Annotated in this window: 13 protein-coding genes; 3 read left to right on the plus strand and 10 right to left on the minus strand. The window is 46.6% G+C overall.

Annotated elements, in window-relative coordinates; translation table 11 throughout:
* Positions 1-75: 75 nt before the first annotated feature.
* Complete coding sequence (locus tag AC0VYE_RS33090) at positions 76-1,086, minus strand: sensor histidine kinase (RefSeq protein ID WP_475445055.1); 1,011 nt, start codon at positions 1,084-1,086, stop codon at positions 76-78.
* Complete coding sequence (locus AC0VYE_RS33095; RefSeq protein ID WP_076266405.1) at positions 1,083-1,790, minus strand: response regulator transcription factor; 708 nt, start codon at positions 1,788-1,790, stop codon at positions 1,083-1,085. The genes AC0VYE_RS33090 and AC0VYE_RS33095 overlap by 4 nt, the downstream gene beginning before the upstream one ends.
* Positions 1,791-1,976: 186 nt before the next feature.
* Between AC0VYE_RS33095 and AC0VYE_RS33100 the strand changes: the two genes are divergently transcribed.
* From AC0VYE_RS33100 to AC0VYE_RS33110, 3 genes are all read left to right on the plus strand, one after another.
* Positions 1,977-2,516, plus strand: a complete 540-nt coding sequence (locus AC0VYE_RS33100) for a sigma-70 family RNA polymerase sigma factor (protein ID WP_076266406.1) — start codon at positions 1,977-1,979, stop codon at positions 2,514-2,516.
* Between the two features lie 11 nt (positions 2,517-2,527).
* Entirely contained in the window at positions 2,528-3,538 is a 1,011-nt protein-coding gene (locus AC0VYE_RS33105; RefSeq protein WP_475445058.1) for a DUF4179 domain-containing protein, read from the plus strand.
* Between the two features lie 665 nt (positions 3,539-4,203).
* Positions 4,204-4,965, plus strand: a complete 762-nt coding sequence (locus tag AC0VYE_RS33110) for an alpha/beta fold hydrolase (RefSeq protein ID WP_475445060.1) — start codon at positions 4,204-4,206, stop codon at positions 4,963-4,965.
* Between the two features lie 160 nt (positions 4,966-5,125).
* On the opposite strand, the gene AC0VYE_RS33115 is transcribed toward AC0VYE_RS33110, so the two are convergent.
* The 8 genes from AC0VYE_RS33115 to AC0VYE_RS33150 form a co-directional block, all read right to left on the minus strand.
* A complete protein-coding gene (locus tag AC0VYE_RS33115; RefSeq protein WP_475445061.1) occupies positions 5,126-5,740 on the minus strand; it encodes a flavin reductase family protein in 615 nt (204 codons plus the stop codon).
* A gap of 40 nt (positions 5,741-5,780) precedes the next feature.
* Positions 5,781-6,392, minus strand: a complete 612-nt coding sequence (locus AC0VYE_RS33120) for an alpha/beta hydrolase (protein ID WP_475449809.1) — start codon at positions 6,390-6,392, stop codon at positions 5,781-5,783.
* Positions 6,392-7,339, minus strand: a complete 948-nt coding sequence (locus tag AC0VYE_RS33125; RefSeq protein WP_475445063.1) for a ring-cleaving dioxygenase — start codon at positions 7,337-7,339, stop codon at positions 6,392-6,394. The genes AC0VYE_RS33120 and AC0VYE_RS33125 overlap by 1 nt, the downstream gene beginning before the upstream one ends.
* Positions 7,340-7,400: 61 nt before the next feature.
* Positions 7,401-7,802, minus strand: a complete 402-nt coding sequence (locus tag AC0VYE_RS33130; protein WP_475445065.1) for a DoxX family protein — start codon at positions 7,800-7,802, stop codon at positions 7,401-7,403.
* Positions 7,803-7,997: 195 nt separating this feature from the next.
* Positions 7,998-8,444, minus strand: coding sequence for a MarR family winged helix-turn-helix transcriptional regulator (locus AC0VYE_RS33135; protein WP_441958467.1), 447 nt, complete (start codon positions 8,442-8,444; stop codon positions 7,998-8,000).
* Between the two features lie 187 nt (positions 8,445-8,631).
* On the minus strand, positions 8,632-9,615 hold the full coding sequence (locus AC0VYE_RS33140) for a LacI family DNA-binding transcriptional regulator (protein ID WP_475445067.1): 984 nt from the start codon (positions 9,613-9,615) through the stop codon (positions 8,632-8,634).
* 78 nt (positions 9,616-9,693) lie between these two features.
* The gene (locus AC0VYE_RS33145) at positions 9,694-13,083 is read right to left on the minus strand and encodes a GH36-type glycosyl hydrolase domain-containing protein (RefSeq protein ID WP_475445069.1); all 3,390 of its coding nucleotides are present in this window, start codon (positions 13,081-13,083) and stop codon (positions 9,694-9,696) included.
* Positions 13,084-13,101: 18 nt separating this feature from the next.
* Entirely contained in the window at positions 13,102-15,258 is a 2,157-nt protein-coding gene (locus AC0VYE_RS33150; protein WP_475445071.1) for a glycoside hydrolase family 3 N-terminal domain-containing protein, read from the minus strand.
* Between the last annotated feature and the right edge of the window lie 277 nt (positions 15,259-15,535).

Here is a 15,535-nt window from a genome sequence, read left to right on the forward strand (position 1 = left end):
GAGCAAAACAGTTAATGTGTGATCAGTATACTGTGGACGGTCAGCCGCTAACTATCGATTAGACTTTCACTTTTATTACACGCTTGTAAGCTTCTGATAGGCGGCAAAAACAATACGTACCTCCGTACCCTGATCGACCACTGACGTTAGCTCCATTCTATGCCCAAGACGATCAGCAGCCTCCTTCGTCAGATAGAGCCCCATTCCCGTTGATTCGCGCATGCCGCGTCCGTTTTCCCCGGTAAAAAAGGGATCAAACACCCGCTTCATATCCGCAGCAGGAATGCCTACCCCACGATCGATAACCTCAATAACAGCTTCGCTCCCGCGCAAATAGCAGGAAATCACGACCTTCTTCCCTTCTGTCTCTTTGCTCGCAGAATATTTAATCGCATTGATGACGAGCTGGGAGAGCATAAAAAACAGCCATTTCTCATCCGTTTCGACCGTTAATTCAGGCGTACTGACGTGAACCTCGGGATAAATCTGATTGCGAATAAAAAGTCGTTTGTTGTCATGGACAACGGCGCTGATGATTTGTGACAGAACGACGGGCTTCACGTGGAAATCCTGTTCGAAGGCGCGGAGCCGAGCCATATAGAGGACCGTATGCAAACCCGAGCGCATTCTCTCCAGCTCCTCACGAATGCTGGCAAACTCAGGCTCGTCAATATTTTGAACAGTGAGCTCAATGACCGAAAGAGGTGTTTTCATTTGGTGAACCCATTGGTCCATGAAAACGAGATGCTCCTCCTGCTGCTTCTTTACCGTGTATAATTGCTGCTGATAATGACGGTACTGGGTATGCAACAGTTTCTGGAGCGCCTCCGAGATGGGCGACTGCCCGATTTTCTGAAATGAAGCATCTAGCGATTCGAGAGGCTGACTAAGGCGGAGGTAATAATGTCGCCGACTAAGAAAGTGGTACACAAGGTATCCGCCTAGGATGAAGAAAGCAAGAAAAACAACGTAAAGTGCTGTCTCCAAATTGTGATAACCATCGAGCCAATAAATCGAAAAAATGATACCCAATTGCAAAAGCTGAACAACAATGAGCAAAGCGTGTTCTCTTATAAACAGTTTCACTTGTCACTTTCCTTCATCCATGTGACGTTCAGCCGATAGCCTGTACCTCTCACCGTCAGCAAAGCATCTTCGATGCCAAGCTCCTGAAATTTTCTTCTAACGCGGGTAATGTTCACATTTAGCGTATTTTCATCCACGTAAGCTTGATCATCCCACAGCTTCTCAAGCAGAGCCTCGCGGCTGGCAACCCGTGGATATCGCTCAATGAGGCTTTCTACAATGTCGGATTCTTTTTTCGTGAGCGCAATGATTGTTGCTTCAAGCTTCAGCTCCAGCCTTTCTGGATAAAGCATGAGCCCTTCGATCTCGAGAACGCGTTCCTCATATCTGGAGGCATACTCCCCATAGGCACGCCGAAGATGGCTGTGGATTTTGGCCAGCACAATTCCAGAGTGAAACGGCTTCGTGATATAATCATCGCCCCCATTTTCAAGAGCCATGATCTGATCCATTTCACCGTCGCGAGCGGATATAAACAACACCGGGCAGATCGACGCGCTGCGGATTTGCCTGCACCAGTAATAGCCGTCATAACTAGGCAAATTCACATCAAGAAGAACCATGTCAGGCTTGGCTTGATGGAACTCATCCATGACATGCTGAAAATCGTTTACCCGTATCCCTTCATAGCCATACTTCGTTATAGTAGACAGCAGAAGCTCCGCGATTTTCGGATCATCTTCTACAATCATTATTTTGTGCATCTCACTCTCTCCTTGTATGGACCATTAATGTCAAAATAAGAATATTGCAACACTATCTATTATGCTTGATCTACTATCGATATGGAAACGGAAAACTCGCTCTTTTTTTCTCATGTGATAGATTAAAGGAATTCTATTCGTATTACCTAGTAGGCGCCAATAATTGTTGCAAGGAGGGGTGAACGGTTGAAACTGACAGAGGACAATGTTGTACAACACATAAAGAACAAAAACGAGAAAGCCATTTCTTTTATTATCCATCAATATGGAGGACTGCTTGCTGCGATAATTAAACGCCATTTAAATGGCCAGCAGCAGGATTACGAGGAATGTCTGGATGATGTGCTGCTTTCGGTATGGAACCATATTTTGCACTTCGATCCCGAGAAAAATGGCTTTAAACAATGGCTTGCAGCGATTGCCAAATATAAAGCCATTGATTATCAAAGAAAACAAATCAAGCTTCACAATCACCAATTTTCGGTTTCCGAAATAGATGATCGTATGCTCAAAACAAGCGAAGCGGCAGGCACAAGCCAAGTAGATGAGCTGTTTGACCAACTATCAGCGCGTGAGCGGGATATTTTCGAAAAATATTACTTAGAGGGAACACCTTCCCATGAAATCGCGGAGCACTATAATGCCAAGGAATCTTGGGTGCACAACAAGCTTTCCAGGGGACGCAAGAAATTGAAAAGCTATCTGCTCAAAAATAATCAAGGATAAGGAGTGAGACCATGTCGATTTATAAAGAGTTAAATGATCTTAACCTGGATGTAAGCCAGTATGAAGAACAGGAGCTCACGAGCTTCCAAAAAAAGAGCTGGGACCGACGCGTACGGAGTAAAATTAGAAAACGTAAAACCAATAATAGAAAGAAATATGCAGGCGTTGCGGCGGCTATTATTTTGGCAGCAGGCATTTCAATCAGCACGGGGACTGTGACGTTTGCCAATGTTCCTTTCGTCGGAGGGTTGATGGAGCGATTGATGGCAACTAATGCAGATGAGAACGCGGACTACTCTCCGTTCAAAACCGAGATTGGTGCCACTGCTGAAAATAAGTACGGGAAATGGACCTTAGATGAAGCGTTGATTGATAACGGACGTTTGCTTATTAGCTCCACTTTTGAGCCTGCTGAGGGGGTCAAATTCAATTACAAAATGCATCCGATGCCAACCGTACTCATGAATGGACAGAATCTCACTTCAGGAACCGCTGGACAATCCATTAAAGTACACGATTCCATTTATACGGTCTATAATGAGCTGCGAATTTCAGAGCTTCCGATCGGTGAAACGATTGCCTTCCAAATTAGATACGATAATCTAGACTGGAGCATCGACTCGAAAGTGAAGCTGATTGAGAATCCTTGGTCCTTTGACATTAAGGTTCCAACGAATCAATTGGCTGCAACAAGTGAAACGATTGCATTTAATCAGGATATATCACTTGGAAACGGACAATCCATTCATCTGAAAAACATGGTCGTATCACCTATTTCAACGATTTTATATTATGACTGGACCGAGCAATCCAATCACATTGCGTTTAAAATTGTCAGTGAATCCGGGGTGGAGCTATTGCCTAACACAGCGGAAATATCTGCTGAGGGTTCTTATAACCGCTACGTTCCAATTGATTTGAAAGCTGAGAAATACTATTTGGTTCCTTTCGAGAGCTCAGAGAACCCTCATGCTGACAATCCAGGAGAGGTGCCGGAGCAAGCGATACTGATCAATCCATAGCATAGCCGCACCGCATCGCGCTATTTCAGCTCCCGAGCGTGGAATTCTCAAAAATAGGACTAGAAACTAGTCCTATTTCTCTTTAAGCAACCTATTCAGCATAATTAGATATAGAAATTAGTCTTATATCCAACGCATACCTTTATTTAGGCTCCCGAGCGTGGAATTCTCAAAAATAGGACTAGGAACTAGTCCTATTTCTCTGTAAATGACCAATTCAGCAAAATTAGATATAGAAACTAGCCCTATTTCTCTTTAAGCAACCTATTCAGCATAATTAGATATAGAAACTAGTCTTATTTCTCAACGCATCCCGCTATTTCGGCTCCCGAGCGTGGAATTCTCATAAATAGGACTAGAAACTAGTCCTATTTCTCTGTAAATGACCAATTCAGCAAAATTAGATATAGAAACTAGTCCTATATCACAACGCATACCGCTATTTAGGCTCCCGAGCGTGAAATTCTCATGAATAGGACTAGAAACTAGCCCTATTTCTCTTTAAACAGCCAATTCAGCATAATTAGATATAGAAACTAGTCTTATACCTGCAATGCACCTTGCCAATTCTCCCAAAAAAAGAGATATTCATAGGATAGCTCTTTAAGCTTAACGTTTAAAAAGCTACCGTTGAATTGAGATGAAATTTAGGAGGTGGCACGATCATGCCCTACATTCCATTCAAGGATTTGGACGTTTTTTATGAAAAGATGGGGAACGGTGAGCCCGTTATTTTTTTGCACAGCGGCTACTCTCGGGGAATTCTAGCCTTCGCCAGCCAATTGCTTGATTTTCAGAGCAAATATACTTGTTATTATCCGGATTTTAGAGGTCATGGACGAACAAAGTGCAGCAGTCTCGAATGGAATACGCCTCAGCTTGTAGAGGACACGATCGACTTTATGGACGCGCTTGGCATTTCTAGAGCACATTTGATCGGGTACAGCTTAGGAGCTAATGTTGGATTGTATAGTGGCGTTCATTTTCCAGAAAGAGTGGCTACTTTAACTACGATAGGAACCAGCGGGTTTGCAGATTCAACGGGTGTCGAGCAATTTGAGCCAGAGTGGCTTTTGGAACAGGGGCAGCAAGCGACCATCAATCAAATAATTGAAAGGCATGCTGAAGCTCATCGAGGCAATTGGCAGGAGCATATGCGGCAGTCTGCGAACGATTGGCGTCTCTATCCTCAGCTTACTAGCGAGCAGCTAAGCAGCATTCATTGTCCATCCTTGCTTATTACTGGGGAAAACGATCCCTTTGTAGGTGAAGCAAAGATAAAGCAGTTGAGTTCCTTGATTAAAGGATCTCGATATCTCGTCGTTCAAGGTGGCAGTCACAGACCTCATATGCTTAGAGAAAATCCGGTTTTGGTTAATGACGCCATACTCGATTTTATTGGCTCATACCCGATTTCCGACATATGAGATTATCTAATCAAAATAAGGCTTACGATTAAGCAAAAAAGCTGCCGATTGTTATATTCGGCAGCTTTTGCTGTGTTAGCGGGGCGCTTGGTTTGCAAAGCAGCCACGGACGTTTTTCTTGTCCGCAGCTGCAGCTGCATTTTTCTAACGCACATTACGTTTATGTTGGCCGGACAATTGTGAATTGCTCGCCTAGCTTCGCATAATCGTTTCCAGCAAGCCGGCTCACCGGCTTTAATGCCTCGGCGTTAATACGTCCATTCTCGTACAAAGCCTCATCCACATGGAAACGTACAACTCTGCCAATTAATAAATCGCAGGCTGGCGAATCCTCTGTACCGCCAAGCGACAACGATTGATCGAGTACACATTCCATACGGATTCTCGCTTCAGCTACACCCGGCACACTCACAAGGTCGCTAGCGATTGCCGTTAAACCTGCTAGCGCAACCTCACTCTCTTCCGAAGGCAAAGCTGCTGCCGTTATATTAATCGCTTCGATATAGCTCTCATCAGAAATATGTACAACAAACTCGCCTTGGGCAATGGCATTTCGAGAGGTATCCTTCTGGATACCTCCCGGCTTGCGCTGTACAGATACCGCAACCATAGGCGGATTAGCGGTAACGATATTGAAGAAGCTGAACGGAGCTGCATTCAGCACGCCTTCGCTTGAGAGTGTAGTGACAAAAGCAATGGGTCTTGGCACAATGCTGCCAATCAACAGCTTATAATTGTCCTGCACACTTTGACTCGTTGGATCAATCGATAACATGATGGGCTCCCCCCTTCAAAAGCAGAATGCTTGCTTTATATTAACCTGTAAAGGTTTCTTTAAACCAAGCCGCTGCCGCAGCTACCTCTGAACTCGTTAGCTGATGCCCAAATGTCTCCCAGTGTACCGTAACTGGCGCTCCAGCTGCTTGCAGCATACGGTCCAGCTCCTCCGTCTCCTGCGGCGTGCAAAGCGGATCATTCGAACCCGCGCCAATGAAACAAGGTACGCCAGCTAGATCAGGCAGATCAACATCCCGAATCGGCACCATCGGGTGATGCAAGATCGCTCCGCGAAGCGTACCTTGATAGTGGAACAATAGGCTGCCTGCGATATTAGCCCCATTGGAATAACCGATCGCCACGATATTATTGCGGTCGAATTCATATTCGGCTGCGGCTTGATCTAGAAAATCATTAAGCTCCTGCGTGCGGAATTTAAGGTCCTCTAGATCAAATACGCCTTCAGCAAGACGTCTGAAGTAACGCGGCATACCATTCTCGAGCACATTTCCTCTGACACTCAGCACGGACGAAGCAGGCGAAACTAGCTCAGCAAGCGGGAGCAAATCCCGCTCGGTACCACCCGTTCCATGCAAGAGCAGCAGTACTGGTGCAGTTGTATCTGTTCCTTGTTTGAATATATGTTTCATCATTTGTCCTCCTCCAATACTCTTACTTCAAATGGTGATAATAATTGCTCAATTTGTGTACGATGCTCCTCATACCATTCCGGCAGCATCAGCTTTTCACCGAGATGCTCTGGCTCTTCATCACGAGCAAAGCCCGGTGGATCTGTAGCAATCTCGAATAAAATGCCGCCGGCTTCACGGAAATAGATCGCGTTAAAATATTGGCGATCCACGACCTTAGTAGGCTGAAAGCCATGGCTCTCAACGTGGCTTCTCCATAGCGCGTGCTCCGCGTCGTCTTTTGCCCGCCAAGCAATATGGTGAACGGTGCCCGCTCCTCCATGTCCATGCTCCATATCCTCTACATTGATGTCAATTAGATTGCCCAGATCGCCTGTTGCTTTAAAACGAGCATAACCTTCATCTTCCCCGACTTTCTCCAGTCCCATCACGTTAACAAGGAGCTCCGCGGTTTTAGCCGAAGCCGTCGTATATAATACGGCACCGCCAAAACCCTTAATCGCCTGCTGCGCCGGAACGCCGCCAAACGACCATTTACTGTCCGCTCCTTGCTCCCTAGCTACGATCTCAAGCTTTAAACCATCAGGATCTTCGAATTGCAAATACTGCTCTCCAAATCTTGATGTTTGAGCAAAATCTACATTAAGCTTAGTCAGACGCTCTTTCCAAAAACCGAATGCACCTGCGGGAACTACATAAGTGGTTATACCCACCTGACCCCCACCAATTTTGCCTTTGCGGGAATTCTCCCAAGGAAAAAACGTAATAATAGTGCCTGGACTTCCGATCTCATTGCCAAAATATAAATGATAAACCTCTGGCGCATCAAAGTTAATCGTCTTCTTAATCAACCTTAGACCTAATACGCCTGAATAAAAATCTGCCGTCGTCTGCGCGTTTCTAACAAAAGCGGTTATATGGTGAATACCAGCTGTTTGATTTGTCATGGTAATGACACTCCTTATTTTATAGGAATATGAAAAGTAATGTAACTAACTCCACTTCTGATTAGCCAATAAGCGCATCAATGGAATATTCACCAGCGCCTGTTAATGCGATGCCTATAGCAATGGCTACAAGAACAAGATTATATTCATAACCGTTTGCGGTTGCCCATATTCCGTTAGGAGCATGCACCTTCACAATAGCACCAAGCATAGTAAGCACGATCAATACCGCAGCAAGAGGTGTAAGCAGACCAGCGACGAATAATAGGCCGCCGATTAGTTCCATCAATCCAGCGGCAACAGCCATAGCAACCCCTGGCTTAATGCCAATCGACTCCATCCAGCCGCCTGTTCCCTTTGGACCATAACCGCCAAACCAGCCAAACAGCTTTTGTGCACCATGCCCCACGAACAACAGACCTACAACGACACGAACAACCAATAATCCCAAAGCAATACTCAATGTAAACTCCTCCATTTTGTTTTTAATGTTTAAACTACTGCTTGCATCACAGTTCTTCTTTTACCACTATTTAAAGAATCTCTATTTTAAGATATATGGTGTGCATAAATGATCGCTGCTACCTTATAACAGCCATCATTGATATGCAACAAACGCCCACGCGCATGATTACACCTTTACAGCTAGTTAAACCCGCTACTTGTAGTGCTCCTGAGCAAACTTTCCTAGCTTCTTAAGCAGCTTGCTCGCCAATTGCTTCTCTTCTGTTGTCAGCCCATTTACCGCTTGCTTGATAGCGTCTTCGTGAGCAGGAAATACATCCTCTACGAATTGTTTGCCTTCATCGGTTAGTTCTGCATAAATGAGGCGCCTATCCGTAGTCGAAGCTCTCCGGCGTACCATTTGCTTCTTCTCCAGCTTATCAACGACATAAGTAATGTTGCCGCTGCTCATAAGCACTTTCTCACCGATTTGCTGCAATGGCTGCGGTCCGCGGTGATAGAGCAATTCAAGCACTCCAAACTCCGTGCGGTTCAAGCCGTTTTTACGAATATCACGATCCGCATGGGCATTCACCCATTGGCTCGCTCTAGACAGCGCAATGAAGAGATCTAATGAATCATTTTGTTTTTCATTTGCCATGATGATCACTCCTCTCTGCGCCGTTTTATCTTTAATTAATTTATCTTGATTTAAAGATAATACATTTTGAAACAGTTGTCAACGCTTATGCCAAATCTTTTTGATTAGGCGATAACAGGCATGCTTCTCAAAAAATAGAACGGCTTGAGATTTCACCTCAAACCGTTCCGCCGTCAATGGCTTCCATTTAGCTTTCTTTGGCCGACCTGACCGAATTCCCTTTAATAAGAGAAACATAAATCCGTTCATGCTCCACTTCGTCGCCACTGATCAGCTTGATCAGCTGTTCGGCAGCAAGAGCCCCCCATTTACGCTTGGAATAGTCAATCGTAGACAAGCGCGGCTGAGTGTAAGAAGCCAGCTCCATATTATCAAAACCAACGATATGAATATGTTCACCGATCCGAATATCAGGATGATGCGCCGCCAAATAATTGAACATACCAATAGCCATCTCATCGTTGAAACAAAACACTGCCGCAGCCGTGCTGCTGTTCTCAGCTATAATTGTCGCTGCAGCCTGCTCCCCAGCCGATTTATTGAAATCTCCTTCAATTACAGTCAGCTTAACGCCAGCGGATCGTTCCACCGCTTGCGTAACAGCTTGCAGCCGCTGCCTTGAATCATAAGAGCCGCTAGGGCCAGTCACTGCATAAAGTGTCCGATGGCCTTGCTCGATCAAATATTCGGCTGCCAGTCTCGCCCCTGCTTTGTTATCGAGCAGCACTTGATTGATGTTCGAATGCTGCAGTTCACGATCCAGCACGACAAGCTTATGTCCGCGCTCCGCGTAGCTCAGCAGCTCAGTGCTGCCAAACGTCTCGTCCAGTATAATCGCTCCATCGATCATTCGCTCAGGCAGCATCCGATGAGATTGCTTACCGCTGCACACGATCAGATCATAGCCCTTTTCCGATAAAATCTCCTTTGTTCCTTGCAAGAGATCGCCGTAGAATGCGCCGCTGAAGTCGGTAAGAAAGACACCGATAATTTTTGTTTCTCTCGTCTTGAGCGACCTTGCAGCAGCGTTCGGGATGTAGTTTAATTCCTTGGCAACAGCCAATATTCTTGCTGTCGTCTCATCCGTCACCTTGGGGCTGCCGTTAAGCGCGTAAGATACCGTCGAGATCGAGACCCCCGCTTGTTTAGCGATATCCTTAATACTAACCACAGCATTCGCTCCTATCTTTCATTGTTCCTTCACTATATCACAAAGACTGGCGGTTCTTGGAGACCGCCAGTCTGCTTCTTACATAAATATTTCGATTCGATTCGATTCCGAATGAAGGTTAGCTTTCAATTGTTCTTCGGAAATTTGTACTCCACCTACACGATAACGGTTAGCTGAAGGCTTGCCTTCCGCTTCCTTACCGTTAATGATGACCTTCGTTACCTGTCCTGCATCGCTAAGGCGATAAACAAAAGTAATCGGCAAGCCGTTCCACATGAAATCGAATTGCATGCCATCCAGCTTAGCTGGCAAAATCGGATCGATAACCAGATTACCTTCCGACTGACGAATACCGAGGGCATTCGAAATCAATTGGTTCATATAGATTCCGGGACCGCTCGAATAAATTCTCCAGCCGCCCTTAACAGGCACAGTTCCTTCACGAAGCTCACCGAAACGCTCCTGCGCCTCATAACGGTTGTTGAACTTGCCGTCGGAGCTGCTGAAGTAAGAGTTGCTTTGACGCAGCTCTGCATTAGGAACAACATCACGCAATCCAACCGGATTAATCATGAGTAGACCTTGCCATACTTCATCCGTCTTGCCCAGCTTCGCCATAGCTTCTACATAACGAATATGAGCATGAACATATTGCAAGCCGACTTCCCGGCCGAAATTAGATGCCTGCTCTGCCCGCTTAAAGTTAGTGCTTACACCGCCTGCATATTGTGCAGGACGGTTCATCAGCCTTACGCCATCCGGGCAATACAGCTGCTCTTTAATAAGACGGTAATGCTCAGCAGCTTGCTCTTCCGTAAGCAATTCGCTAATCATACTGCGTGTCATTGGAAGCAAGCGGTATTGAATGCCTGTAGTTGTGTCAGTCGGGTGAAGCATCAGCTTCGCATCGCCCGGCTCCTCCATGTATACAAAGCCAGGAATGACATCCTGTTGCAACATATACTGGTTAAAGTCCGCTTGAATAGCTGATGCCAGCTCCTTAAGCTCGGCTGCCTGCATCGCATCAACTTCCTCCAGCACGCGGCCAAACTGTGCGATTACCTGATACGTAAGCGCCACTGTCCAACTGCTGACCATATATTGCTTAAGCTGTGCATTAGCCGGCTGCAGCGTATCATCCCAATCTCCGTCGCCATATGAAGATAAATGCGTGTCGTGCAGGAAATGGCTCTTCATATAAGCAATTTCCTTCATCGCGTGGTCAAGCAGCGTCGCAGATTCTGTCGTGAATTCGCCTTTATGACGGACCGTATAAGGAACACGCTCCTGCAAAATGCTATAGTCCTTTGTTGCTGCCAAGTAGTCGCCAAGCACCTTCAGCGGCCAAACAATAATATCGCCATGGCTTTCTTCTTGCTGAATGTGGAAATACTTGTCGAACATGAACCATTGCGGCCAATTTCCGTCATCCTCGTATTGATGGGAATAAACGGTCTTCAAGATTTCAGCAACCTGCTCGTATTTGTTCATTGCCATGAAGTACTCAGTCGGTCCTTGGCAAACGTCGCGCGTTCCCCATGCTGCACCGCCGTATTGCTCCAAGCCATGAGGCACAGAGTAGTGAACGAGCATATTGTGCGTGTACCACCATGCCAATGCATTCACTTTATCCAGCTCAGCTGAAGCTGCTTCAGTATCCTCAGCGGATAAGCGGAAACCATTCATCACATGACGGAAAAACTCACGGTAGCGCTCGATTTCAAGCTCTGCCTTCCGCTCTGACTGCGGCAATGCCTCGCCACGCAAGAGACCTTGCATCGTAATTGTCCATTCCGCGCTTTGGCCAAGCTGCATCACCACAAGCGATGCAGCGCCTGATACCGTACCGCTAACAAGCAAGCTTTCATCTCCTGCAGTCATGTCTGCCCCGCTCACGAACATCCGATATTGCAGATTAGGGAAAATCGGAGCGCTGATGGATGCTTGGTCAGCCTTGAAAGTAAATACGCCGTCCTCCAGCTCCATATGGAACGGCAGCTCGTATTCATTGTTATTCATGGATACTTGATTCGTAACTAAATAGCGGTAAGCCTGTCCATTTACCGAACGAAGGTGAAGGCGGACCTCAGGTGAATCAACCGTTGTATAATTTGTAATGATGATTGTGTCATCTTCTGTTTTGTAGAACCAACGAGCATAGTTAAAGCCGATCTCAAACATCGAAGGCATAGTAAGAAGGCGGTATGAACCTTCCAACTCGACATAAATACGTTGTCCAGATGTCTTTAAATTATTGAGCGCATTGCGCGCATTCGTAAACAGCTTGTGGAAGCTCGTATTGCCTACTAGCAATTGTGAGTTGAAAATACCGTACATATAGGAAGTAGTCGTCATAACATCCTCTGTCATGCGGTCATTGCCGCCAGACATAAGAATATGGCCATGCGGACGCTCAACTAGCAGCTCCTTCTCCTTAAGCACAACATGCTCATGGCTCTCTGTAAAGAAAGACAGCAGCTTGCCGTCTTGCCATTCCTCCTGATGACGGTTAGGGAAATAAGCGTTAACTTCCTCCATCGTCATTGATGCCGTGCGTACTGGCGTTCCAATCGCATTTGCAGCCTCAGACTTAGCTACAGGTGTTGCCGCCGCAGCGAAGTCGGTCTCATTCGAACGCTCAACTTCTTCCCACGCCTTCTGAACTTCTGCGCTGAATTCTATTTCACTCACAGCTGATGGATGATCAGCCTTGAACATGCCGTAAAATACAAAGCGAGCTTTATCCTTCAACAAGACAGGCTCAGCTTGAAGCGCCGCATAAGTGAATTCATATTGGTAAACCTCATTTGCTAGTTCAGCCTTGCCAAGCGCTTCCGGCACGTCCGTTTCTTTGTAGCTAAGGCCAAAGAATTGGAATCCGTCCGTTGAGTAGCTGGCTGCTCCAGTTAGTGAACCGTGCTGCATGTAAGGAAATGATCCTTGCATCGGCTGATTCTGGCGGAAGCAAAGAACATAACCCCGCTTCTCATCTTTAAAAGCTTTATGGTCAACGTACTGCGACATGTAAGCTTCGTTAGACCGCACTGCGCCAATATCCGCGAGTCCAATGTCTTGTCCATAAATGATGTCGATCTTCGCTTCTTTTCCTTGCGATTGTGCGGTTACATCCCAGAACCAGATGCCATGGTTCGTTAATGTGAAGACTACGCGATAGTCGATGCCATCAAATGCAGTCCCCTCCCATAGCAGACGTCCTTCCACTGCTGACATACGGCTTGATGAATGAATCCCAAGCAAAGGCTCATAAGAAATCCCTGCTTCGGTATGCATGCGCAAGTAAAGATTGTTAAGCGAGCCATCTACATTGTTCGACACCACTTGATTCAGCATCGTTCCTTTATGGACAGCTTGCGCAAGGTCTCCGCTGCTTAAAAAATCAAACGTCAGCTCTCCTGCTTTTATTTGCAATTTATTCATCGCTTTCAACGCATTCACTATAGCTTCCATCTTCTTTTCACTGCCTTTCTATTTGCTTAGTTTGAATTTAAGCGTTTCTACATCGCGGCTGTTTGGCCCAATGTACAGTTCAAAGTCACCAGGGTCGCTTGTGAAGGTCATATCAGCATGATAATAACGCAGCTGTTTTTCCTCCAGCGTAAACGAGACCTCTTTGCTCTCTCCTGGCTGCAGCATCACCTTGCGGAATGCCTTTAGCTCTTGCAGTGGACGTACAACATCCCCCGCCATATCGCGTACATACAGCTGTACGGTTTCCTCACCAGCGCGCGCCCCAGTGTTCGTTACTGTGATATTTACATGCAATGGCTTAGAAGCACTCATCGTATCCATGGCCATCTTCGCTCCACTGTAGGTAAAGGTTGTATAACCTAGCCCATAACCAAACGGCAGCAGCGGTTCATTCGGAACATCCAAGTATTGAGATACGTATTTCACCTGCGCATCAGGTGCGCCCTGCGGCCTTCCCGTATTAAATCGGTTATAATAAACCGGCACTTGGCCTACGGAATGAGGGAACGACATCGACAGTCTTCCAGTCGGTTCCGACTCGCCGAACAATAATTCCGCAATGGCAGCGCCGCCTTCCGTACCTGGGAACCACGCCTCTAATACGGCATCCGATTGATCAATTACACCGTGCAGATCAAGCGGTCGTCCGTTGAATAGGACAGTCACCATCGGCTTGCCTAGCTGTTTCAGCTTAGCGATTAGCTCAAGCTGTACCTGCGGCAATCTAATATTCGACCGGCTAGCCGCTTCTCCGCTCATATCCGAATGCTCACCTAAAGCAAGCACCACGATATCTGCATCTTTAGCTGCAGCATATGCCGCTTGCCACTGCTCAGCCGTTGCGTCCTCAATACCGCAGCCTTCTGTCACAGACAACAATGATGCATCTACTTTGCTTGCGATGCCTGCTGCCACTTGTACCGCCTCTTCCTTGGAGCCAAGCCAAGACCAAGGTCCAAGAATATCGCCACTTGCCGCGAAAGGACCAATCAAGGCAATTTTCTGCTCACGACCAAGCGGAAGAACACCATCATTTTTTACGAGGACACAGGATTTAAGAGCCAGCTCACGCGCAGCCTTGCGATGTGCTGCTGAGCCTACAATTTCCAACTCACGCTCTTCATTCGCACCACGATACGGTTGATCGAACAATCCCAGCTTCTGCTTCAGCTTCAGAATACGAAGTACAGCTTCGTCAATCAAAGCAACATCGATTTCATTCTCCTCAACAAGCCGCTGCAAATGATCCGTGTAACAGGTCGTCATCATTTCAATATCGACGCCGGCTTTGATCGCCTTCATTGCCGCTTCTGACTCATCCGCTGCAACACCGTGCGGGATCAGCTCTTTTACTGCGCCCCAATCGGAGATCAGCACACCGTCAAACGCCCATTCGCCGCGAAGAAGATCACGCATCAGCCACTTGTTTCCTGAAGCTGGAATGCCATCCACTGTATTGAATGCCGTCATGACCATTTCGCAGCCTTCATCCAGCGCCGCTTTATATGCAGGCAAATAAAACTCGCGAAGCTGACGCTCAGACAGATCAACCGTGTTATAGTCGCGTCCACCTTCTGCAGCTCCATATGCGGCAAAGTGTTTCACGCATGCTGCCACGCGGTTAATATCATTTGCAAGGTCTTTTCCTTGGAAGCCTCTTACGAAGGCTCTGGCGAATTCACTGTTCAAATATGGATCCTCGCCTGTCGATTCCATGACTCGGCCCCATCTTGGGTCCCTTACGAGATCGACCATCGGAGCGAACGTAACGTGCACACCTGCCGCAGCAGCTTCCTTAGCAGCGATCTCGGCACTTTGTTCCGCCAGCTCCATATCCCATGAGCAGCCGATTGCCAGCGGTACAGGAAAGATCGTTTTGTAGCCATGGACGATATCCGCCATCACTAGAAGCGGAATGCCTAAGCGGTTGTTCGCCAAATGCTGCTTCTGTATGTTAATGACTTCCCTCGCTCCTGTTAAGCCAAGCACGGAGCCTGTACCCCGAACCGTTTCTTCCGTTACGCCCATTTCAGCCATCGGTCCGGTAATTTGTCCATCCGCGCCTTCAAAGAATGGCGTCGCCAGCTGCAGCAGCTGCCCGATCTTCTCCTCAAGCGTCATGAGCTTTAGAAGAGCCGCAGGTTGCTTTTCCATATCCGTGTTCCTCCTCGTAATAGCCAATCAAATTTATCGTTCTTATCGTTAATGTTTACAGGTCCTTCTGTCTTTACCACGCTTATGTCTTATGGCCAATAATTATAACAATCGAAACGTTTCTATTAACTCCTAATTTGGATTATAAACAATTCAAAAAGAGCCGTCAATTGCTGTTTCATCTTTAATAGAAACGTTTATATTACTAATATGAGACTATTTTCCTGAATTAAAAAAACGCTTGAACCCGTCAAAACTTTGATCTATAATGATGTCG

The organism is Pristimantibacillus sp. Z349TD_6, from assembly GCF_056173205.1.